The sequence below is a fragment of the Clostridium sp. YIM B02551 genome (assembly GCF_022324735.1).
GTDB lineage: Bacteria > Bacillota > Clostridia > Clostridiales > Clostridiaceae > Clostridium_T > Clostridium_T paridis.
This window is the reverse complement of sequence record NZ_JAKGTF010000013.1, coordinates 80255-103128: the sequence shown is the minus strand read 5'-3', so window position 1 is coordinate 103128 and position 22874 is coordinate 80255. Positions and strand designations below refer to the sequence as shown.

21 protein-coding genes and 1 tRNA gene are annotated in these 22874 nt (G+C 28.3%); 1 reads left to right on the top strand and 21 read right to left on the bottom strand.

The features are described from left to right. Window positions 1-11: 11 nt before the first annotated feature. The 16 genes from L1S47_RS16010 to L1S47_RS15935 form a co-directional block, all read right to left on the bottom strand. Entirely contained in the window at window positions 12-1088 is a 1077-nt protein-coding gene (locus tag L1S47_RS16010; RefSeq protein WP_238884656.1) for a DegT/DnrJ/EryC1/StrS aminotransferase family protein, read from the bottom strand. A 17-nt stretch (window positions 1089-1105) separates the two neighbouring features. Continuing rightward, window positions 1106-2350, bottom strand: a complete 1245-nt coding sequence (locus L1S47_RS16005) for a flippase (protein WP_238884654.1) — start codon at window positions 2348-2350, stop codon at window positions 1106-1108. A gap of 6 nt (window positions 2351-2356) precedes the next feature. Continuing rightward, window positions 2357-3289, bottom strand: a complete 933-nt coding sequence (locus L1S47_RS16000) for a glycosyltransferase (protein WP_238884652.1) — start codon at window positions 3287-3289, stop codon at window positions 2357-2359. Window positions 3290-3364: 75 nt separating this feature from the next. After that, window positions 3365-4417, bottom strand: a complete 1053-nt coding sequence (rfbB, locus tag L1S47_RS15995; protein ID WP_238884650.1) for a dTDP-glucose 4,6-dehydratase — start codon at window positions 4415-4417, stop codon at window positions 3365-3367. Between the two features lie 14 nt (window positions 4418-4431). Then, window positions 4432-5298, bottom strand: coding sequence for a glucose-1-phosphate thymidylyltransferase RfbA (gene rfbA / locus L1S47_RS15990; protein ID WP_238884648.1), 867 nt, complete (start codon window positions 5296-5298; stop codon window positions 4432-4434). 2 nt (window positions 5299-5300) lie between these two features. Beyond that, window positions 5301-6194 (bottom strand): O-antigen ligase, encoded by an 894-nt coding sequence (locus tag L1S47_RS15985; protein WP_238884646.1) that lies wholly within the window; start codon window positions 6192-6194, stop codon window positions 5301-5303. A 554-nt stretch (window positions 6195-6748) separates the two neighbouring features. Next, a complete protein-coding gene (locus L1S47_RS15980; protein WP_238884644.1) occupies window positions 6749-7507 on the bottom strand; it encodes a WecB/TagA/CpsF family glycosyltransferase in 759 nt (252 codons plus the stop codon). 4 nt (window positions 7508-7511) lie between these two features. Beyond that, entirely contained in the window at window positions 7512-8621 is a 1110-nt protein-coding gene (locus L1S47_RS15975) for a glycosyltransferase family 4 protein (protein ID WP_238884643.1), read from the bottom strand. Window positions 8622-8662: 41 nt separating this feature from the next. Beyond that, window positions 8663-9766, bottom strand: coding sequence for a glycosyltransferase (locus L1S47_RS15970; RefSeq protein WP_238884640.1), 1104 nt, complete (start codon window positions 9764-9766; stop codon window positions 8663-8665). 20 nt (window positions 9767-9786) lie between these two features. After that, window positions 9787-10437: a sugar transferase gene (locus L1S47_RS15965; protein ID WP_373689099.1), complete on the bottom strand. Its 651-nt coding sequence runs from the start codon at window positions 10435-10437 to the stop codon at window positions 9787-9789. Window positions 10438-11165: 728 nt separating this feature from the next. Beyond that, window positions 11166-11894 carry a hypothetical protein gene (locus tag L1S47_RS15960; RefSeq protein WP_238884638.1) on the bottom strand — a complete coding sequence of 243 codons (729 nt, stop codon included), beginning with the start codon at window positions 11892-11894 and terminating at the stop codon, window positions 11166-11168. Between the two features lie 18 nt (window positions 11895-11912). Next, window positions 11913-12227: a hypothetical protein gene (locus L1S47_RS15955; RefSeq protein ID WP_238884636.1), complete on the bottom strand. Its 315-nt coding sequence runs from the start codon at window positions 12225-12227 to the stop codon at window positions 11913-11915. 160 nt (window positions 12228-12387) lie between these two features. Beyond that, window positions 12388-12588, bottom strand: coding sequence for a small, acid-soluble spore protein, alpha/beta type (locus L1S47_RS15950; RefSeq protein ID WP_238884632.1), 201 nt, complete (start codon window positions 12586-12588; stop codon window positions 12388-12390). Between the two features lie 91 nt (window positions 12589-12679). Next, window positions 12680-13432, bottom strand: a complete 753-nt coding sequence (locus L1S47_RS15945; RefSeq protein WP_238884631.1) for a carbohydrate deacetylase — start codon at window positions 13430-13432, stop codon at window positions 12680-12682. A gap of 18 nt (window positions 13433-13450) precedes the next feature. Continuing rightward, entirely contained in the window at window positions 13451-13978 is a 528-nt protein-coding gene (locus tag L1S47_RS15940; protein WP_238884625.1) for a DUF3284 domain-containing protein, read from the bottom strand. A 208-nt stretch (window positions 13979-14186) separates the two neighbouring features. Next, on the bottom strand, window positions 14187-15332 hold the full coding sequence (locus tag L1S47_RS15935) for a DEAD/DEAH box helicase (RefSeq protein ID WP_238884623.1): 1146 nt from the start codon (window positions 15330-15332) through the stop codon (window positions 14187-14189). Between the two features lie 300 nt (window positions 15333-15632). On the opposite strand from L1S47_RS15935, the gene L1S47_RS15930 reads away from it, so the two are divergent. Then, window positions 15633-16700: a nitronate monooxygenase family protein gene (locus tag L1S47_RS15930; protein ID WP_202767984.1), complete on the top strand. Its 1068-nt coding sequence runs from the start codon at window positions 15633-15635 to the stop codon at window positions 16698-16700. 77 nt (window positions 16701-16777) lie between these two features. Here the strand turns inward: L1S47_RS15930 and L1S47_RS15925 are convergent, their stop codons facing one another. The 5 genes from L1S47_RS15925 to L1S47_RS15905 all read right to left on the bottom strand — a co-directional run bounded on the left by L1S47_RS15925 (window position 16778) and on the right by L1S47_RS15905 (window position 22858). Continuing rightward, window positions 16778-17422 carry a hypothetical protein gene (locus tag L1S47_RS15925; RefSeq protein WP_238884621.1) on the bottom strand — a complete coding sequence of 215 codons (645 nt, stop codon included), beginning with the start codon at window positions 17420-17422 and terminating at the stop codon, window positions 16778-16780. A gap of 11 nt (window positions 17423-17433) precedes the next feature. Continuing rightward, complete coding sequence (locus tag L1S47_RS15920; protein WP_238884619.1) at window positions 17434-18801, bottom strand: hypothetical protein; 1368 nt, start codon at window positions 18799-18801, stop codon at window positions 17434-17436. Window positions 18802-18853: 52 nt separating this feature from the next. Continuing rightward, window positions 18854-20443, bottom strand: coding sequence for a cell wall-binding repeat-containing protein (locus tag L1S47_RS15915; RefSeq protein WP_238884617.1), 1590 nt, complete (start codon window positions 20441-20443; stop codon window positions 18854-18856). 55 nt (window positions 20444-20498) lie between these two features. Continuing rightward, a complete protein-coding gene (locus tag L1S47_RS15910) occupies window positions 20499-22646 on the bottom strand; it encodes a cell wall-binding repeat-containing protein (RefSeq protein ID WP_238884616.1) in 2148 nt (715 codons plus the stop codon). 137 nt (window positions 22647-22783) lie between these two features. Continuing rightward, window positions 22784-22858, bottom strand: a tRNA-Trp gene (locus L1S47_RS15905). Window positions 22859-22874: the final 16 nt, after the last annotated feature.

The window sequence follows — 22874 nt, the reverse complement described above, 5'->3', positions numbered from 1 at the left end:
GATACCTCCTACTAAACTTTATAATTATTAATTATTGATATAATTTTATCTAATTCATCAAATGACAATGAATCATAAAAAGGAAGACACAATATTCTTTTAGATATATCAGTAGAATGTATAATATTATTAAATTTTTCAACATAATTTAGTGTCTCTAATGATGGGTAGAAATACCTTCTAGGAAATATCTCTAATTTATTTAGTTCATTTATTATATTTAATGTTATTTTCTCATTTCTAAATATTACAGGAAAATATGAATAGTTCCATGATATATCTTTATCTATTATAGGATACTCAATATCTGCTTTTAACTTATTTTTGTAATACTCATAAACCTTTTTTCTATTTTCCACTATTTGTTCATATTCATCTAAAACACACAGCCCCATAGCAGCTTGAAATTCATTCATTTTGGCATTTATACCAACTTCAGCTATCTTTTCTTTATCAATCATTCCAAAATTTATTAACCTTTTTGCTTTTTTATATATTTCATCGTCATTAATTATTAATGCACCACCCTCAATTGAGTGAAATATCTTAGTACTATGAAAACTTAGTGTTGATATATCACCGAAATTTAGTATGCTTTGATTATTTAGCTTTACATCAAACGCATGAGCAGCATCATATATAACTTTTATATTATGTTTTTTTGCAATGCTATCAATTTTTCGTACATTAGCAGGGTTACCAAATACATGCACTGGAACTATTGCACATGTATCCTTACTTATATATTCTTCAATTTTTTCCTCATCAATATTTAAAGTCTTAGGATTAATATCAATAAACTTTGGTGTTAATCCTTCCCATACAATAGAACTTGTTGTTGCTACAAATGTAAATGGTGTAGTTAGTACTTCTCCCTTTAATTCTAGGGCTTTATATGCAATTTGTAATGCCAATGTTCCATTAGATACTAATAGGATATTTTTCACACCAAGAAAATCTTTTAACCTACTCTCGAATTCTTGTAGTAATGGTCCATTATTTGTTAACCATCCATTCTCATATATTTTATCTACATACTTAAAGTAATTTTCTTTTTTAGGCAAATATGTTTTTGTTACATTAATCATATTTTTATACTCCTTACTTAATCAAAAATTATACTTTTATTTTTATTAAAAATTAACATATACATAATACATGTACTATATATTGTTATTACAGTTGCTATAGCTGCACCGTTAGCTTTAATTATTGGAATAAGAAAATAATTTAAAATTACATTTAATAGTGTATTTATAATATTTACGTAAAGGCAAATTTTTTGCTTTCCAATTGAATTAAATAAAGTTCCAAAGTAAGCATTTATAAATATAATAGGGAATCCCAATGCAAATAAATTTAATATTTTATATGAAGGTAAATATTGTTTTCCAAATGCTATCGTTATTAAAAATTTAGATAAAATCAAAGTTCCTAGCATTACAACTATACCAATTAAAAGTATTCCTTTTAATAACTTTTTATTATTGTCACTATTAATTTCTTTCTTGCTTAATTTAGGCAATAAAACAGTAGTAATTATTCCAGGTATAATCAAAACAATGTCAATAAACTTCTTGGCACTATTATAATAAGCAGTTTCTACATACCCCATTAAATTTTTAATCATTATTATATCAATTTGGACAGTAAGAACATTTACCAAAATGTTTATAAAGAATGGAATACTTGATACTATTAGTACTTTCTGTTCAGTTAAGCTAAATTTAGTAAGCTTAACTTTATATCTTATAAACATAATATAGTAACAACTTATAAATACTATTAAAGTGCTAATAAAATATGCCAATGCTAGACCTGTTAATTTAAGATCACATAGCACAAAAATCCCCATAAAAATCAGAAGAAGTATAGATCTAAGCAATTCACTAAAAGCAACTATCTTCATTTCTTCAATTGCCTGAAAATATCCATCAGATACAGTTCTAAAACTGTCAAAAATAAATGATAAATATAATAAAATTACTATAATATCGTATTTTTCTTTACTACCTACTAAAATATTTAAAATAAATAGTGTTGTTATAGTTGATATCATAATTATTCTGTTAATTATATTTTGAGTTATATATTTATCTTTTTTATCACTGTGTTTAGATATTTGTATAACTATATATATGTCTGTTCCCAATGTAAAGAATATTGATATAATGGAAATTTGAGAAATATAATAGGATAACCGGCCATAGTCCTCAGTACTTAAATAACGTGTGCTTAATATTGTAAAAAGTAACATCAAAAAATACTTAGTAAATCTAGAAATAGTTATATAGATACCATTTTTTAAAATACTTTTTTCTCTAATTCCATTTTTTATTTTTGTAATCATTTTTATTTACATCCTTTTAAGTTTTTTATAGATCCATACCCCTAAATCTTTAAAGTAATATATGAAATATATAATAATTTTATTTTTCAATTTAATGGAGCATTTTTCTCCTTTTACTTTCTCTAAGCATTTTTTAGCCTTTTCATATTCTTTATCAAGAGAATATATTTTACATAATTCGTAATTATACTGAATTATTTTATTTCTTATCAGATTATCATATTTGTAATTAGTTTCAATATTAATGTTTTCTAGAATAAATATTAGCTCATTAAACCATTTATCCTTCATTGATTTAGATACACCTAAACTATGAATTCTATACGCACCAAATACTTCGTCAAGAAAAATTATTTTCCCTTTCATAGCTCTTAAAATATGCATAGGAAAGTCTCCAATTGCATAAATATTATAAAACCATTTTGGAAAATCAATCATTGCCTCTCTTCTCCACATGGTTGTTAAATTAGGTATTAAGTTATACTCAATTAATTGTTCTATACCTATAGGTTCATGATTTTTCAAATTAGGAAAACTTTCATCTTCTAAAATTCCATCAACTAAATTTTTTGCTTTTCCAAAGCACATTACCGTGTCTTTATTATCATCCAAAAAATCAACTTGTTTTTGAAGTTTATTTTCATCTAACCAATAGTCATCACCCTCCAAAAACGCTATATACTCACCTGTACATTGTTTTAAAGTACTTATAAAATTATTTATAGGTCCTAAATTTTTATTGGGTAAGTTCAACTTCACCTTATCCGGGTATAATTTGGCATATTTTTCGAGAATTTCTCTTGTACTATCTTGAGAGCAATCTTCTCCTATAACTATTTCAAAATTGAAATTAACTTTTTGCATAAAAATAGAATTCAATGCATTTTCTATATATTTTTCATGATTATATGTAATCATTAACACGCTAACTTTAATCATTTATAACTCCTAGTAATTTCAATATAAAATTAAACTAAAACATAGAAATACATCTATATTTTAGTTATTTTAAAATTAATTTTTATAATACTTTTCATAATACTCTTTATATTCACCGCTACTAATTTTACTCAACCAATCACTATTAGATAAATACCATTCAATTGTTTTTATAATGCCTTGTTCAAATTTCGTTTCTGGATACCAACCCAATTCATCTTTAATTTTAGTAGGATCTATTCCGTATCTTCTGTCATGTCCTTTTCTATCTTCAACAAACTTAATATAAGTTTCATCTATGTCTTCATCAACATTCTTATTAATATAGTTGATTACCGTTTTTACTATATCAATATTGCTTTTTTCATTATGACCACCTACATTATAAACTTCTCCTACTTTACCATCATCAATTACCATATCTATAGCTTTACAATGATCTTCAACATATAACCAATCTCTTATATTTAATCCATCCCCATACACAGGCAATGTTTTATGATTCAAACAATTATTAATTAACAAAGGAATTAGCTTTTCTGGAAATTGATATGGTCCATAATTATTAGAACATCTAGTTATATTTATTGGCATTTTATATGTATCATAGAACGCCTTAACAAACATATCTGCTCCTGCCTTACTTGATGAGTATGGGCTATGTGGATCTAATGGCGTCTGTTCTGTAAAATATCCTACATCTCCTAATGAACCATAAACTTCATCTGTAGAAACTTGCAAGAATTTTACACCATCCTTCCAAACTTCGTTTTCACACCAATATTTTTTAGTAATATTTAATAAATTCAATGTTCCAAGTACATTTGTATTGGCAAATACTTCTGGTTCATTAATGCTTCTATCTACATGTGACTCAGCTGCAAAATTAACAACATAATTTATATTATATTGTTGAAATAATCTATCTACTAAATCTTTATCTAAAATATCACCTTTTATAAAAATGTGATTGGTGTTATTTTTCAATGAATCCAAATTATCAAGATTACCTGAATATGTTAACTTATCTAAGTTTATAATTCTGATATTTTTGTGTTTGTTTAGCATATAGATTACAAAATTAGAACCAATAAATCCTGCTCCTCCTGTAACTAAATATGTTTTCATATTTACCCTCCTTTTTACATTTTAGATAACTGATTCAAATAACTACCGTAATCAGTTTTCAGCATAGGCTCTGCTAATTTTTGTAGCTGTTCACTATTAATCCAGCCTTTCCTGAAAGCAATTTCTTCTATGGATGCTATATACGTTCCTTGATTATTCTGTACTGCCTCTACAAAATTTGAGGCTTTAAGCATTGATTCATGTGTGCCAGTATCAAGCCAAGCCATACCTCTACCTAAAAGTTGTACTTTAAGAGAACCTTCTTCTAAATAAAGTCTATTTAAATCTGTAATCTCCAATTCCCCTCTTTTTGAAGGTGTTAGTGACTTAGCCTTTTGTATAACTGTATTATCATAAAAATATAATCCTGGAACTATATAATTAGATTTTGGATTCTCTGGTTTTTCTTCTAATGATATTACATTCTTATTATTATCAAACTCAACAACACCAAAAGCTTTAGGATTTTGTACATAATACCCAAATATTAAAGAACCTTTTTCAATATTATTCCCAACTTTTAAACTGTCTGAAAATCCTTGTCCCCAAAAAATATTGTCACCTAAAATCATAGCCACACTATCTGATCCTATAAAATCTTCACCAATTATAAATGCCTCAGCTAATCCTCTTGGTTCTTTTTGAACGGCATAGCAAATATTAAGTCCTAAACTTTTCCCATCATCAAATAAATTCTTGAACGTAGGTATATCTCTCTCTGTAGAGATAATTAGTATATCTTTAATATTAGCCAGCATTAAAACTGACATAGGATAATAAATCATTGGTTTATCATAAATCGGAACCATCTGTTTTGAGATACTTTTAGTAACTGGATATAATCTTGTTCCTGAACCTCCTGCTAATATTATTCCCTTCATAATTAATCCCTCAACCCTTTCATCTTTTCGTTCTGAGAATTTACAAATGCAATAAACATCATTAATAAAACTGAAAACTCATTCATTTCTAGGTAATTATCAATAAACATAACAATCAATGTAAAAATAATTAAAATAAATCCTATTATGTTTGTTCGTAAATTTCTTTTATTTTTTATTCCATCAACAGCATTCTTCAAAGAAATGCATGCAAATAGAATAAATATAAGTAACCCCAGTATACCTAATTCACCATATATAGTTATATAGTTACTAATTGGGTAAGATAGTATCGCACTATAATATTGTATAGAATCCATGTATTCTTTAGTAAATAGGCTCGCAATAAACTTATAATCTTCATTTACTCTGCTTGGTATTATTTTAGGTAAAGTTATAGACTCGTCTGTTTTATACATATAATCATATGCTAACGCATTTGCAGCTTTAGACCCATATGTACCTGGACCTCTTCCAATAATTGATTGTGGAATTTCAAAATTCTTAAATGTATATAAATATGCTTGATATTTTAAATTTACACTACTATCTTTTATGTATAACAATCCATTATTTTTATTAAGATACATTGTTAATGAAGTTATAGTAATAATAGCCATTAAAAACATTGCTACATTTTTCATTATATTATATTTTCTATTTTTAATTTGATATACTGCTATTAACACTATTCCACCTAAAATAAAAGCAACCCATACATGTTTAGCATCTGTTATACTAATCATTAAACTGAGTATTATACCATATAAAATTCTCATTTTAATTTCTTTTTCCCTGTTTAAAACAACCAAAAATAATGCAATTATTAGAAAAATACTTAATTGATTTGCATTTGAAAATGTACCTGTCATTAAATCTGGATGGAAATTTTTCATAATAAACGTTCTGACTAATAAAATAACTATAGGTATTATTTGTAATAATGTTAATTCTATAAATATATTAAAAATATATTTAGCATTAGATCTTTGTTTATTAGAATTATAAAAAATAAAGTAAGTTGATATTGGTATAATGAAAGTTAATCCATATGCAAAAAAAGACATTATATTTAAATCAATAAATTGATTTATAAAAAAACTTATAAAACATAACACAAATAGTGATGATAAAATAGATATGCTAATATTTTTTTTATCTTTAAAAAATAAAACATCTTTAATTTTATTTATTGTAAGCTGTTTTTTAGTTACTTTTATATATAATATTTTCAATAAAATCATTATATATAAACATAATCTAATTAAGTAATATGGACAAAAAAGTGTGTAAACTAATGTGACCAATGGACTTTTATAATATATATCTATTAAGATTGATAGTATTATTAGCAAAGGGTATACAATAACCTTAGGAAAATGAAATAAATATACAACCGACACTATGCTAATATAAATTAGTGATATATGTAACTTATTAATTTTCTTTATCAAATTCCCTTTCCTCCAAAAACTAATTTTATCTTCTCACAAATAACATAATAAATAAAAATTATATTTCCTATAAGATATCTTTTCCAAAGTCTTTTTGGTTCCTGAACTAATCTAAAAAGCCATTCTAAGCCAACCTTTTGCATAAATAAAGGCGCCCTTTTTAGCTTTCCTGAGATAACGTCAAAGCTCCCACCTACGCCCATACAAAATGGAATACCAGTCCTAGACATATTTTCCTCTAACCAAAATTCTTTTTTAGGTGAGGTAAAACCCACAAATAAAACATCAGCCTTAGATTTTTTCATTTCATTAATTATTTCATCATTTTCATCATCTTTAAAATATCCATTTCTATATCCTGCTATAATTAATTTAGGATATTTTTTTTTATAAACATCTACGGTTGCCTTTACTACTTCTTCTTTAGCTCCGAAGAAATAAACTCTATATCCTTTTTCTTCAGACATTGCAATTATTCTTTCCATCTGATCTATTCCTGCAACTCTCTCTGGCAACTTAATCCTTAGGAATTTTGCTGCCCAAACCAAAGACATTCCATCAGCATTAATGATTTGAGAATTATTAATTATTTTAGTAAGTCGTTTATCATTCTTTGCTAGAACTACTTTATCTGAATTAATTCCTGTATGTTGACAAGGAATTCTATTGCTTATATAATGTTGAACCACTTCTAAGCTTTCATCCATCGTTAACGGATCAACATTAAATCCCATTATAGTAACTCGTTCTTTCATTATATTACTCCTTTTCAAGCACCGAATCATAAATTTCACATAATCTGTCAACATAAGAATCTATGTTCCAATTATTTATAAAATCATCATATCCTTTTTTAGAAATGGTTTTTAACCCTAATCTATTTTCATATGCCCACTTTATTTTATTTGATAAATCTTTAAAATTACTACCTTCAAATAGAATTCCATTACTATCATCTATTATCTCTGGTATGCCTCCAACACGAGGAACTATCACTGGCAACTTTAAAGAAAGGGCTTCTAATAAAACTATAGGAATTCCTTCCATTAATGAACTCATTACCAAGCAATCACTTTTTATCATAAAATCCTTAACATTATCTTTAAAACCAAGTAACTCTACATATTCACCTAAATTATATGAATTTATTCTTTCATACAAATTTTTTTCTTCTTCCCCTTCGCCTATTATAACACATTTTATGTTTAGCATTTCCATATTCACTAAGTCATTCATAGCGTCAATTAATATATCAAATCCTTTAACTTTTGTTAACCTACCAACTGCACAAATAGTAAATTGATTCTCTAAGTGTGCTTCTTCAAAATTTTTAAAATAGTTTTTATTGTGGCTAATTGCATTATGCATTACTACAAGTTTATTAACATTACATTTTTTTAATTTATAATACTCAAATAGGCTATTAGAAACCAAAATATATTTTCTATTAATCATTAGTAACATTCTTTCAATTAATATAAAAATTTTCCCCTTTAAGGTATTGTTTCTATCAAAATCTGCTCTAGAATGTATTGTTGTAATATTAGGTACCTTTGTAAAAGTTGCCGCTATACTTCCAAATACATTTGATGTCACACCATGGCTATGAATCAATGTAATCTTTTGCATTCTAATATACTTTATCATATAACCTAAGATTGATATGAACTTCTTTTTATCACTCGCAATTTCCACAACATCAAACTGATACATAGTACTCAATTTCTTTAGTTTTAAATAAAAAGGAGTATCTACAATACTCGCTACAGAAATACTAAAGTTTCTTTTACACAATTCAATTATCATTTCCTCTATAATTTTTTCGGCTCCCCCATATTGCTTAGCCATATTTATTATTAAAATTTTCATATCTCTCCACCTAGTTCTTACTTATTTAGTAGTCACCTAATCTATATATTCTTTGTTTTACTATCTATCAAGTTTTCTATGGAAGCTATTACTTCGGAAGAATTAAAAAATTGTTTTCTACTTTTAACTTCATTACTATATTTAATTTGAATCTCTCTATCACACGACATAGACTTAATAGCATTTTCGAGCTCAGTAACTTCATTCACATCAACTAAAATACCATATTTCCCATTATCTAGTATTTCACTTGGTCCAGTACATCTTGTAGATATTATCAATTTTTCAAGTATAATTGCCTCGCATAATGATAGTGGAAACCCCTCATATCTTGATGGCATCACAAACATTTTAGCTTTTCTTATATATGGGTATGGGTTTTCTTTAAATCCAACCAATTTTACTGTTTCATTCAAATTATTATCATCGATAATTTTTTGCAAATTATCTCTTTCACTACCTTCACCTAATATACAAATATTATTAACAATTCCTTGTTTTATTAAATTACTTTGTGCCTTTAATAATAAATCAAAACCTTTTACATATAGCAGTCTTCCTATTGCTAAAATATCTATCTCTTCTTCTATTTCGATATTTTCAATTGATTTGCTAATAATTTTATTTGAATTAATCAAATTGTAGATAACCTTAACTTTTGGACTAAGCTCTGGAAACACTTCTACAAATGAATCTTTTGCACCATTAGAAACGCATACAATACTATTAAATTTAGAATACGTATTTCTTTCTCTCTCTTTTTTTTCAACCCTATTTTTTTTATAGTCTGTATGTACCCATGCTACTTTATTTGCATATTTATTGGGTGAATTTGCTACTATATAAGTTGCATCTCCCTCTAAAAATGCTATTTCACAATCAAATTTTTCATTTATAAATATGTTTAGTATGTTAATTTTACATAGTAATTTGAATATTATCTTCAAGATCCTATTTACCTTATGGTTAAATATACTTCTCACTTTTATATCTTTAGGTATTTTATCTAAATAAACTCCCTGTTTTTCAAATAAAAGTAATGTAATTTCAAAATTACTTTTATCTATTATTTCTAAGATATCTATTAATACTTTTTCTGCCCCACCACCACATAAATTATCTATTACAAATAATACTTTTTTCATATAACGTCTCCAATATTTTACTATCTAGCATTATCATCACCAAACAACACAAAAAATGTCTTGAAAATCAACTTAACATCAAGCAAAAAATTTCTTTCTCTAACATATTTTATATCCAACTTCATCCAATCAACAAAATCAATAGAATTTCTCCCCATAACTTGCCAATAGCAAGTTAATCCAGGCTTAACATTCAATCTCTCTCTCATCCACGGTTCAAATTTCTCTACTTCTTTTGGTAAGCTTGGCCTAGGACCAACCAAACTCATTTCACCTTTTAAAACATTAAAAAGTTGAGGCAATTCATCTATACTTGTTTTTCTGATAAATCTGCCTATTTTAGTTATTCTAGGATCATTTTTCATTTTGAACATTGGACCAGACATTTCATTGCTTTCTAAAAGTCTCGCCTTTAATTCTTCTGCATTAGTAACCATACTCCTGAACTTATACATCCTAAACGCTTGTCCATTCTTACCAATTCTCAACTGAGAAAATACAATGGTCCCTTGAGAATCTAATTTTATTAATACAGAAACTATTAATATGATAGGACTCAATAAAATTAATCCAGCTAATGATCCGATTATATCTATCAATCTTTTTGAAACCTTATACAACAATGGTTCATTATCCGTAAAAATATCATTACCTATATTATTTACTTGCACTTGATTCCCTCCAAACTCTGAGTATATATCGCTGTCACTTTATATCTCCTAAACACATTTTATACCTTTATTCATATATTACAAATAACTCAAGATATTAATCTTATATCTTCAAAATCACCCACAATCAAACAAAAGAAACTTACATTTCAAGAAAATTTATATTACAAAAAAAAACAAAATGTTCTAAAAAAAATCAATACACCCTATCAAGTTGTGCATAAAATTTATAACATTCATATATTAACATAGCAATATTTTTTCATCAATAAAAAAATATTGACCCTTTCTTCTATTTATCGACATTCATTTTAGCTTATATTCATGACCCACATGTAATCGTTGGAATAAATATGTTTTTTTTCTATATTTAAGTATATTAATAGACTTATATATCCTGTTTTTTAATTTTATTATACTTTCAAAATAATAATATGAATTTTATGTAAATAACTCTATATCCCTAAAAAACTAATTTTTCTACAAATATATTCGATTATTTTTGTTCTCTCTTTGATTTTACTATATTTAGGAGATAAAAACCATATAAAATTTTATATTTATCGACTATTTTTAAATTCTGTTTAAATATAAAAAAGTGCACAGATATCTATAAACATTCTGTGCACTTTTCTTCTTAAAACAATCGCCTATTGAATTTTTTAAACTTAATTCTCATATTTAAAACTACTTTTTAAAGGTCAATCTATAAATGATTTAGTTCTGCTTTAATTACTTGTATTTGTGGTGTTAGAAGCGTCTGTTGTTGAGTCTGATGGTGTCGTTGTATCTGTTGGGCTTGTTGATGTACTTGGATCCTCTTTCACTGGAGTTGCTGCTTGTCTTGCAATTGCTAACGCATCATCTAAATTAGAATTTAATTTGTTTAGCGCATCTAATCTTGCTTGAAGTTTTGCAATAACTTTATCCATAGATGCCAATGCATTTGAAAAATCTTTTTTCTCAACTTTATCTTGTGTATCAGCCTCTACAGTGCTTATTCCTGTTGTAGCCTTCACTTCATCACTTGAAGTATTAAGTACAGATGCCTTAGCTAATAAATCATTTAGCATATCTTCTGGAAGTGTTTTATTTCCTGCTTTTATGTCTTCTAATATAGCATTTAATTCTTCTGTCTTCCCCTCAACTTGTTGTCTAACTTGAATTGTTTGTTGTCTGATTTGTTTCATTGTTTCATGCTTAGCTTTCATTGCTGTTTTGAATTCACTAATCTGTTGTTTCTTTTCATCTTTTTTTGCTTGATTAGCTTCTTTTTTAGCTGAACCATTGTTTTGTTTTGCTTCATTATCTGTAGCATTAGCTGATTGTTTTTTGTCTTGACTTACAACATTTGCTTTGTTAGCTCCTGTATTTTCTGGTTTTCCTTTAGCATAAACAGCTGTTGAAGTTAACATTACTCCTGAAATTACTAATGCGGCTAATCTTGTTTTATTCATAATACTTTCCCCCTAAAATTAATTTACTGAATCTAAATTTATATCTTTAACATCATCAAGTGAATTTAAAGATTCTTTTATATTACTAATTGCTGAATCTAATTTATTATTAACCTTAGCCTTTTGAGCTGGGGTTAATTCCTTAACTGTACCTGGCTTAACTGTTTTAACATTACCATTTGTACTAGCTGATTTATCTGTAGCCTCACCTGCAGAAGTTGTAACTGATGCTGAATTACCATCTGTTCCATTGGAGGTTACATTGTTCTTATTCCCACAACCAGCTAAAACGAGACTAGAAATAATTATAATTAACAATAATACCTTCTTCATAACTTCCTCCTTATCTACCTTATGTTAATAAATACGAAGAAGATATTTATTTTTTTGGGGTATTTATAGAATTTTTTTAATATTTAGTCAGCAAACTTTTTTTTGCAATATAAAAAGCGAAAACCACTGGTTTTCGCTTTTTCCATATATCTACCTAAAATTATTTTTCTCTTATTGGAGTTCTAGGTGCTCTATTTTCTATACTACTGTCTACTCTTGATTCATTTTTTCCAAGTTTTCTGGATTGTTTTGAAAATCCTATTTCATTTGCAGTTTCTTCCTGCATCTTCTTTACTTCTTTTCGAGTTTTCTGTCTTGATTTTTTATTATCCTTAGAATTCTTATTATTCTTATGTGACACAATAATACCTCCTATAATTATTTATAGGTTTATTGTTTCAATAAATAAATTGAGCTATTCTAGGAAATTCTAGGAATGGTCATTAATAATGTTATATCTCATTGAATCCAATAAGTTTAATACCATTATCTTTTATATATTCTTTAATTAAATTAGAAGTTAACACTTCAAATTCTTTAGCTCTATTTGTATTATAGGAAGTTGCCTTAATTAAGTCTTCATCTACATAAGCTGGATGGCACATTATCTCTAAAGTTTCATCCTCATCTGCACTTTCCAATAATTTAATTAAAAATTCTTTTGTTGTATTATCTCCATAAAAATCAATTGAGGTACTATTTGTTGTTTTAACACCTTTTTCAATATAATACTCATAATCTTTTGAATATACACATCTAAGAGGTATATTCATCTCCTTTGATAGCTTTATAACTATGTCTGTAAGCTCCTTATTTAAAACAAAGAAATGATGATGAGCATCTAAATGAGTTGGCTTTAATCCTAATAAAAGCAATTTATTTATCTGCGCTCTAAGTTCTTTTTCAACCTCATCAAAATTTGGTTTCTTTACACTTTCAATTCTTCTGTAAAAATATCCATTTTCATCAACTATAGAGCTAACTTCATCTTTCGGCAATATAGGCTTTCCCCAACTTAAAGTTAGATGGATTCCTATATTGGTTATACCTCTTTTTTTAGCTTCTTTTAAGGCTTCTTCAATATATAAGCCATTTGCCATAGCTGTAGTTTCTGTTACTATTCCATTCTCCATGGAATCTAATATTCCTAAAGAGACACCTTTTGTTATCCCAAAATCATCTGCATTAATTATAATTTTTCTCATTATATCACTTCCTAAAAATTACTCTTCGTTTATCTCTTCCTTATCAACAACTACTTCCTCAGCATCAACTTCTGTATTTGCAGACTTTCTATTAGTCCCATTTCTTCTATCCATTAATGCTTGTAATTCATTTTCAAGTGATTTTACGAAATAATCAAATCTTCTTTTAATTCTTTTCTTAAAAAGATATTTTGTCATAAATACATTTACCGTTGAAAAAATACCATTTGCACCTTCACTCTCTATTAGTACAAGTTTAGTTTTATTTTCATCTAATGCAGTAAACTCATATCTTGATATGTATGACATTGATCCTGAGCTAGTGGCACTTCTAATTTCATACACTTCATTTTTTATATAATCAGTTATCTCTACAGTCATTGTTCCAGTTTTTGAAGAATAAGCACCAACTTGCTTTGTTACCGTAGCTCCTATTGGGTCTTTTTCATTAAATCCTGGGAAATCTCTTTTTGCTGTTTTTGCAAAAATACTGAATACATCTTTTACTGAATAATCTAATATTACTTCACTTTCATGTAAGCTCATGTTTTACCCCCTAAGCTATTTTGTTTATGATTTTAAATTTTTGCACAATAAGAATAAAATTCTTTAAACCACTAAGTGGTACTTTTTACCCTATAAATATTATACTTATTTATGTAATTATTTTCAACGTATTTAGCCAACTAACCCATAAAAAAAACAGAAACTCATCGTTTCTGCTTTAAATCACTACACACAGACCCTCTATGAGTTACTCTTCTGCGTGTAATATCTTACCCATGTATATATACTTTTTATTAAACTCAATTCTTAAACTTCTTTCATATTCTTCTATGATCGGAATCTCTTTAAAGTCTACTAATGAGTATGCCTCACCCTTCTCTCCTGCTCTTCCGACTCTCCCAACTCTATGTAAGTATTCTTTAGGGTCTTCTGGAATGTCTACATTAATAACTTGGGTAACACCTTTAATATCTAAGCCTCTTGCTGCTAGATCAGAAGCTACTAACACCTGAACCTTTCCATTTCTAAAGGATTCTAGTGCTCTTTTTCTTTCTTCTTTATCTATATTACCATGAATAGTTGCGGCATTCACTTTATGGAATTTAAGTTTCTCAAGCGCTTCATTAGCATCGAATGCCTTATTAATAAATACTAATATTTTTTTAGCTTTCGAAGCATGAATAAATCTTCTTAAATAATCTATTTTCTTTCTTTGCTCTACTAATACATAATTATGAGTTATGTCTTCATTTACTCTATTTCTTTCTTTTACTCTTATAACCTCAATGTTATCAGCTAAATCCTCAGAAAGGCTTAACGTAACATTATTTAATGTAGCTGAAAACATCAATACTTGTTTTTGCTTTTGAGTTGCTTTAAAAATATCCTTAATAATAGGTAGGTTCTTTTTATCTAATAACTTATCTACCTCATCAAGAACTATAGCTTTAATATTTTGTGCTGGTATCTTCTTTTTTCTAATAAGTTCAAGGGCTCTTCCTGGTGAGGCTACTAATATGTTAGGTTTATCTTTTAATTTGTCTATCTGCCTTGTTATATTCGCACTACCGATTAATGGAGTGGATGTAATATCAAGATTAGATTCTCTTTTTATTTCTCCAATAGTATTATGTATTTGCATTATAAGTTCATGAGTTGGAGCAAAAATTATACATTGTATTTCTTTCTTTCCCTTATCTAATCTCTGAAGTAAAGGAATTAAATAAGCTAAAGTTTTACCAGTCCCAGTCTCAGATTGAGCTAATATATTTCTTCCTTCTAATGCGATAGGTATGGTCTTTTCTTGTACCTCTGTAGCTTCAACTATTTTAAATTTATTTAATGCTTCAACTAGATTTTTATCTAATTCAAACATATCAAATGTTTTCTTCATTATTATACCTCGTTAATTTTTGATTATTGTGTATACAGGGTTTTTTATAGGAAACTTAATTTATTCTTGTTTGAAAATGTCGGTTTCTTGACATTTTCAGGCATGAATAAGTTATTAGTTGAACTTAAAACCCTATACTATATAATACCTTAGTATAGGTTCTATTATCAACTTTTATTAATAATAATAACAAATTTACTTGTTAAAAATAAAATAATCAACTATAATTAAGCTACAAAATACTTTTATTATAAAATTATTTCATTATCAAAGTAAATTTTAAAAAAGGAGTTGTTTTTTGTGGATATAAAGCCATTAAAAATAGGAAATTTAATTGCAAAGCTTCCTATTATACAAGGTGGAATGGGTGTAGGAGTTTCCTCATCTAAACTAGCAGGTGCCGTTGCATCCTGTGGTGGTATCGGGGTAATTTCTGGTGCTCAAATAGGTTATACTGAGGATGACTTTGAAATAGATTCTCTTAAGGCTAATTTAAGAGCTTTAAAAAATCACATAAAAGTTGCTAAAGAAACAGCCAAAGGTGGAATTATAGGTGTAAACCTTATGGTTGCTATGAAAAATTATGAAGAGCATGTTAAGGCTGCTATAGAAGCAGGAGTTGATATAATCATATCTGGTGCTGGACTTCCAACAAATCTTCCGAAAATAGCTAAAGGTTTTAATGTAAAACTTGCTCCTATTGTTTCTTCATTAAAAGGTGCAAACGTAATATTAAAGCTATGGGATAAACATCATGGAGTATCTCCTGATATGGTGGTAGTTGAAGGTCCTAAAGCTGGAGGCCATCTTGGTTTCTCAAAAGATGATTTAGAAGGCGGAAATATTGATTTTGACAAGAGTGTTGTAGATATTATAGAACTTGTTAAAACTTATGAAGAAAAATACAATAAATCAATACCAGTTATTGCAGCTGGAGGAGTTTTTGACGGACATGATATAGCTAAATATCTAAAGCTAGGTGCAAGCGGAGTTCAAATTGCTTCAAGATTTGTTGCTACTGAAGAATGCGATGCTCATATTAATTTTAAAAATGCTTACATAAATAGCAAAAAAGAAGATATTGTTATAGTTAAAAGTCCAGTAGGAATGCCTGGTAGAGCTATAAAAAATGCTTTTGTTGAAAGAGTTAACTTAGAAGGCGAAAAGGTAACTAAATGTTATAACTGTTTAGTTCCATGCGACCCTAAAACAACTCCTTACTGTATCACTAAAGCACTAATCAATGCTGTTAAAGGTGATTTAGATAATGCATTAATTTTCTGTGGTGAAAATGCCTATAGAATAAATAAAATGTATACTGTAAGTGAGCTAATGAATGAACTTATTAGCGAAGCTAAACTTTCATAAATATTAAATAACCCCAGAATACCAAAAGTATTCTGGGGTTATTTTTTCATCATTGAAGTTTAAAAATCATTATATAACTAATTCAAATTATCTATTTCAATTATTTTAGCTCCATCTACCAATTTAACTTTATAAATAATTTCTTTCTTTTCATTTTTACTTTGATTATTAATATTTCTGGTTTCATCTGTTTTTACAGTCGCCTGGTATATATTTTCTCCTATTTTTTTTACACTATCTAGTGAAAATTCCATTTTTTCTATTTTTGTATTGCTTTCTCTATAACCTTCGATTAAGGATTTAACATCGCTATACGCTTTGCTATCCTTTTCTACAACATCCTTCAAAAAATCAATATTCAAATCTTTATTATTGACCATGTTCTTAAAAATCATATTAAATGAAGTTATGGATTCTTCAATTAATGCACTATTGTCATTATTAACTTGATCTGATTCTTTATTAGAATCTGGCTTAGAATCATTATTATTTTGCTGTTTATCTTCTTTATTTTGAGTTTCATTAGACTCATTTTGACCATCAGATTCTTTTTTATTATCTGAAATATTATTTTTTGCATCATTAGAATTATTAGTGTCTACACTTATATTGCTTTTAGCTTTATTTGATTCATTTTTCTTATTAAAAGTTATGTAAACTATAGAGGAAATTATTACAGCAATTACTACAATGCTTATTACTATCTTTAAGTTTTTATTCATCAACTTTTCTCCTAGTATGATATTTCTCTTTGATAATTTCTTTTAATGTCAGCACTCTCATTATCATATCTATCCTTAACCCCATTGTATATAGAACTTCCAACCGGGTAAGACTTAGCAATCACTGCTAATCTACCATTATATACACTTGTAATAAAATCTGTCATGCTTAAGGTTTTATCTATCGGTGCAATAATATTATAGGCTCCTGTTACTCCATGTTGTATTGAGGTAGAAAAAATCATATTCCTTGTTGCGTTATATGCAGCAAGCTTACTAATATCATATCCACTATTTTTTGCTTTATTAATAAATCCATCATAATAAACACTCTTAGTATAACTAAATTGAAGTGCATAAAACTCATCATAGTTATTAGCAGCTATCTGTTGCCATGCAGCTTTAAAATTAGTTCCGTAAGTATTTCCATCTGCAATATATGCATTATTTAATAAACTATAAAAAGCCGGTTTAGTTCCTGAGAGCCAAGAAATAAATGATGCTAAAGTACCCACGTTAGCTGCAAATTGGAACACGCCACAGGATACTCCTCCTTTATCAGCAGGATTATCTGATATTGCTCCAGGATCGCCATTTGATTCATACTTTCCTGCTATATTTCCAAACATTGAATTATTTCTATCATCTTGTATAAAATCCAAGTAATTAGGAAGGTATCCAGTCACTATAGTGTTATCTGGCTTATACCACTTAAACTGATAAAACCCTCTAGTAAGGGCAACTATTTCAATCAAAGTATTGTTTGGTACTTTAGTAGAAGTTTTATAAGCATCTGATGGCTGAGTTCTTATATAAACATCTGTGGATGTTACAGCAAGCTTTTCTTTATATCCAGTTGTGTTATTTATAAGTTCTTGACCAAATTGGTTATAAGCTCTTCCATTTGTAATTGAATTTGCCGCATTTACTGCATCAAAAGAGTTTGAATATTTATTATAAAATTTTTCTCCTTGAAATACATAATACCCACTGTTATTCCAAATTACTTGTCCACCTTTTGTCATTACAACAGAACCGTTAATACTACGTGCTTTTAGTACTGAAGACGCTAAATCACCTGAAGAATAATAGGAAATAACCGCTCCACTTGAATTTTTTACTGAATACATTTTAGTATCTAAGGCATTACTTAAAATTACCATATCATAAATATCTATGATACCATCGTTATTATAATCAAAATTAGAATTGTATGTATTATAGTATTTTTTTAATGCTTCTAAATCATTTGAATTAAGTACATTATTTCCATCCACATCATAGTTAGCTTGCGCTGCATAAACTTTTTGAGCTGTAGGCATTGTAATATTAGCTATCCCAAAACTTAATAACAATATCCATACAAATTTCTTTTTCATATTTATCCCTCTTAAAAATAATATTTTATTACATTCTAAACAACATACTTCATTAATAATTTAATAAATCTCCTTCTGGACATATAATTATTCTCGGATTTTTACTTGGGTCTAATCTTTTCATAATATTTAATAAGTCAGGTTCACTTAATCCAATACATCCTCCAGTTCCTCCACCACTCATAGGTGACACGTGTAGGAATATAGCAGCTCCATCACCTCTCACTGGGTTGTAATAATTAAAATCAGTTGCTATGGCATAGTTATACTGCTGCTTATAGTTTATAAGATGCTCTGCTCCATCCGGTTCCCATCCTTGGTATCCTTCAACCCATCTATTGTAATATGTATTATTCATATCTGTTACCCAATAACTTTCGCTATCGATATTTCTATAATTATATTTTACTCCTGGATTATCACTATAACCAAATGCAAAGACAAATCCAAAATCTCCAATTGGACTAGTATTAGTATTTTGTTTTCTATTGTACATTAGTCCTTTTTCGCCTGTAACTGCTGGCATATCTTTATACACTAGTTTCCATACTCCGTCTTGTTTCTCATAATAATTTGCATTTGCCCTAAATCCACTAGTTGATGGGGCAGTTATAGTTATTATTTGACTGCTTGTATCCGCTGCATATAACTTTTCCACTTCTAAATTTGCAGGAACCAAATTGTATTTTATAGCATTTGATATAACACCAGTGCCACCTAATAAGTGTAATGTTATGTTTCCGCTTTCTTTAATGAAGTCTGCCATTTCACTCTTCATATTTTTTCTTTCTACTAACAAAATCGATTGTTTTCTTTTTGCTGCTAAGACACCACCAGAAAGTGCATCTGGAAAATCATTTCCTGTAGCAAGTATTATTCCTTCATTTAAGCTATCACTGAAATTTTTAGCGACACTTAAGGATGTACTATATCTATCAACCCCTGAAATTCTTTCTGAAGTAATACCCAAAGTTTTCAATTCATTTACTATGCTATCAGAAACAACACCTATTCCACCTGGTATTATTATTTTCGTAATATTATTACTTTTTATATACTCTTTTGTCCTAGAATTTAATTTTTGGGTTTCTGTATATAAAATAGGATAATTATTTATAGCAGCATATGAACTTATTGAAAGAGCATCTGGAAAATCATATGCTGTTGTTAATATCGCAACTTTTTTATTATACTTGAGCACCTCATTACTTATATTCATTGATGTTTCAAATCTATCCATCCCACCTATTCTTGTAACATTGTATCCTTTATCGATTAGTTCCTTCTGAACTTTATCAGAAATTACTCCGTTACCTCCAAGCAAATAGATGTTTTTTGCTTTTAATCTTATTACCTCATCTAAAGTTGCTTGTGGAATAGATTCTTTATCTGTTAAAAGTATAGGCGCATCTTTAATATAAGCAAAGGGCACTCCAGTAAGCGCATCAGCGAAACCATTGCTATAAGCCAATACTACATTTTCAGCTTGGGACCATCCCCCCTTGCTTACTTCCACTGCTGTTTCATATCTATTGGCTCCGCCATATCTGACCATATTTACCGATGACATCGCACTTACATTAACATTATTCATTGTTGTAAACATTAATATTCCAATTATCATAATACTAATTTTTCTCATAATTATTTTCCCCAAACACTCAAATTTATCTTTTTGTGTATAATTTCATACCTCTTTAGTTTGAAATTAAATCTTTTAATACATCATTATCTACAACCCCAACGCCGCCAAGAACACTTACTGAATTCACACTGCTACTATTTGTACTTATTATACTTTTAGCATTTTGAGAATTAGCTTTATCTGCTAATAAAATAAGTGAATTTGTATTTGAAGCTAAAACTGATCCTGCCAGTGCATCAGGGAAATCTACCCCTGTAGCAACATATACTTGATTAAGGTTCATTGATGATTTTATTTGATTAACTATTAATTTATTAGTATCGTATCTGTCTTTTCCACCTAATCTTACTATATTTTTCATATTTCTAATTGCATTATCTGATATAACTCCTGTAGAACCTACTACGTAGGTTTTAGAAATGTTTAAACTCTTAATATAGTTTTCTGAACTCATAGGTATACTATTCTTTTCTGTTAATATTATAGGTATTCCTTTTGCCGCTGCATATGAAGCAATGGATAGTGCATCTGGGTAATCTGCTCCAGTTGCTAGTACTACTTCATTCACAGCTCCAATTTCTTTTGCAATAGATAATGAAGTACTGTATCTATCTACACCACTAATTCTCCTACAATTATATCCTGAATTAACTAGTTGATTTTCAATATCTGATGAAATAGCCCCTGTTCCACCTATAATTATTATATTTTTAGGTTTAAGTCTATTGATTTCATTTTTTGTACTTTCATATAATGTATTTTTTCCAGTTAACAATATAGGTGCATTATATTTTTTGGCTAATGGCGCTGCGCTTAATGCATCTGGGAAATCGTCACCAGTAGCTAAAATTACAGTATCATTTGTGCTTGTCCATCCAGTATTAGATATCTTAACGGCAGTCTTATATCTATCAACACCCGAAATTCTATCAGGAATCTTTGTAACTGAATTTGCTAAATTATTTGGATCTATTGATATATCTTTTGACGCAACAATTTTCCCGTCCTTATCCATTGCTAATACTCTGAACTTCGCATTTAAATCCAATATACCATCTGTTCCATAAGTATTTCCATATTTATAGGTTCCTATTGTAGCAGTTCTTCCAGTGGAATCTTTTGAAGTTTTTACTACACCGTAATAAAAATTACTACTAGGGTTATTAATATCTCCATTATAATAAACAACTGCATAATTTAAATCATCAGTATTATCATCTGCAGAGCTTGTCCAGTTTAAAGTTACTGTGGATTTATTTCCTCCCCAAGGATAAGGGAATGTTGTTACATTAGTAACTGTTAGTAATGGTGTAGTCGGAGCAAACTCATTACTAGCTCTTATTCCTGACATGTTTACCCAATAGTTATATAAATTATTAGCTTGAGAAGCTAGTGGCAAATATATATTTTCTTGTGGCCATATATTATACATTAAGCTACTCCATGTATAATTAGTTTGATCTCCAGCTATTGTTCTATCCTTTATGTCCTTAAATTCATTAATATTTTTACCTGTTATACTTCCATAAAGCTGCTTATAATCTTCTGCTGCCATCTCTGCTGGGTCCCACTCATGATATCCTGAGTTAACGCTGCTATAAGAAGATAAATTTCTTGCTTTATTATAACTATTACTATCATCACTAAAAGGTTTTCCTTCTTTTAGTAATAAATAATAGTTTGTAAATTGATGACCATATTCATGAGAAAGTACTCCTGCTAATTCTTGAAATGAAACAGTATCACATCCAAAAAGTTCTATATATCTATCCTTAGCTAATCTTTTTACTCCCCCATTATCTTCATACATACCATGCCATACACCAGCTGTATATGCTCCCATTGGATAATCACTTATTAAATCAATATGTGATAGATAGCTTACTTCCGGTCCAATGGTATTCTTTATTAGCTCGTTATAAACTGCCTGTACTTTATCTATTGTATTATATGATGATGAATAACTTCTTATTTCCACACCATTAGGCCCTTTATAGGAGCAAATTGGTTGTGTAGTCGCCTTTAAAATATACTCATTTCCTTTTGTTTCATTATCCCATATGACATCATCTTGAACTTTATTATTACTATTAATACTTACTGGTTTATTCTCATGTACCTCACTTGCAAAAGCTGTTCTTGTGTTTAATATTAAAAATGCTGCTAATGACAAACTATAAATTTTCGTAAGTCTTTTCATAATACCCCTCATCTCTAATTTTAAATGAATCACTAATACTTAAATTATATTATATCAAACTTTCCTTTTGAATTATATGACGTTCCTCATAATTTTTAGACATAAAAAAACAACAGAAATAAATTTCTGTTGTTTTATGGCAGGGGCAGTAGGATTTGAACCCACAACCAATGGTTTTGGAGACCACTACTCTACCGTTGAGCCATACCCCTATATTTAACACAAGAC

Coding starts and splice junctions, on each gene's coding strand:
- L1S47_RS15955 (WP_238884636.1), bottom strand. CDS start 12,227: ATGAAGAAGGTATTATTGTTAATTATAATTATTTCTAGTCTCGTTTTA.
- L1S47_RS15940 (WP_238884625.1), bottom strand. CDS start 13,978: ATGAGCTTACATGAAAGTGAAGTAATATTAGATTATTCAGTAAAAGAT.
- L1S47_RS15975 (WP_238884643.1), bottom strand. CDS start 8,621: ATGAAAATTTTAATAATAAATATGGCTAAGCAATATGGGGGAGCCGAA.
- L1S47_RS16010 (WP_238884656.1), bottom strand. CDS start 1,088: ATGATTAATGTAACAAAAACATATTTGCCTAAAAAAGAAAATTACTTT.
- L1S47_RS15920 (WP_238884619.1), bottom strand. CDS start 18,801: ATGAAAAAGAAATTTGTATGGATATTGTTATTAAGTTTTGGGATAGCT.
- rfbA (WP_238884648.1), bottom strand. CDS start 5,298: ATGAAGGGAATAATATTAGCAGGAGGTTCAGGAACAAGATTATATCCA.
- L1S47_RS15935 (WP_238884623.1), bottom strand. CDS start 15,332: ATGAAGAAAACATTTGATATGTTTGAATTAGATAAAAATCTAGTTGAA.
- L1S47_RS15970 (WP_238884640.1), bottom strand. CDS start 9,766: ATGAAAAAAGTATTATTTGTAATAGATAATTTATGTGGTGGTGGGGCA.
- L1S47_RS15985 (WP_238884646.1), bottom strand. CDS start 6,194: ATGAAAAATTTCCATCCAGATTTAATGACAGGTACATTTTCAAATGCA.
- L1S47_RS15980 (WP_238884644.1), bottom strand. CDS start 7,507: ATGAAAGAACGAGTTACTATAATGGGATTTAATGTTGATCCGTTAACG.
- L1S47_RS15925 (WP_238884621.1), bottom strand. CDS start 17,422: ATGAATAAAAACTTAAAGATAGTAATAAGCATTGTAGTAATTGCTGTA.
- L1S47_RS15910 (WP_238884616.1), bottom strand. CDS start 22,646: ATGAAAAGACTTACGAAAATTTATAGTTTGTCATTAGCAGCATTTTTA.
- L1S47_RS15960 (WP_238884638.1), bottom strand. CDS start 11,894: ATGAATAAAACAAGATTAGCCGCATTAGTAATTTCAGGAGTAATGTTA.
- L1S47_RS15945 (WP_238884631.1), bottom strand. CDS start 13,432: ATGAGAAAAATTATAATTAATGCAGATGATTTTGGGATAACAAAAGGT.
- L1S47_RS16005 (WP_238884654.1), bottom strand. CDS start 2,350: ATGATTACAAAAATAAAAAATGGAATTAGAGAAAAAAGTATTTTAAAA.
- L1S47_RS16000 (WP_238884652.1), bottom strand. CDS start 3,289: ATGATTAAAGTTAGCGTGTTAATGATTACATATAATCATGAAAAATAT.
- L1S47_RS15915 (WP_238884617.1), bottom strand. CDS start 20,443: ATGAGAAAAATTAGTATTATGATAATTGGAATATTAATGTTTACAACA.
- rfbB (WP_238884650.1), bottom strand. CDS start 4,417: ATGAAAACATATTTAGTTACAGGAGGAGCAGGATTTATTGGTTCTAAT.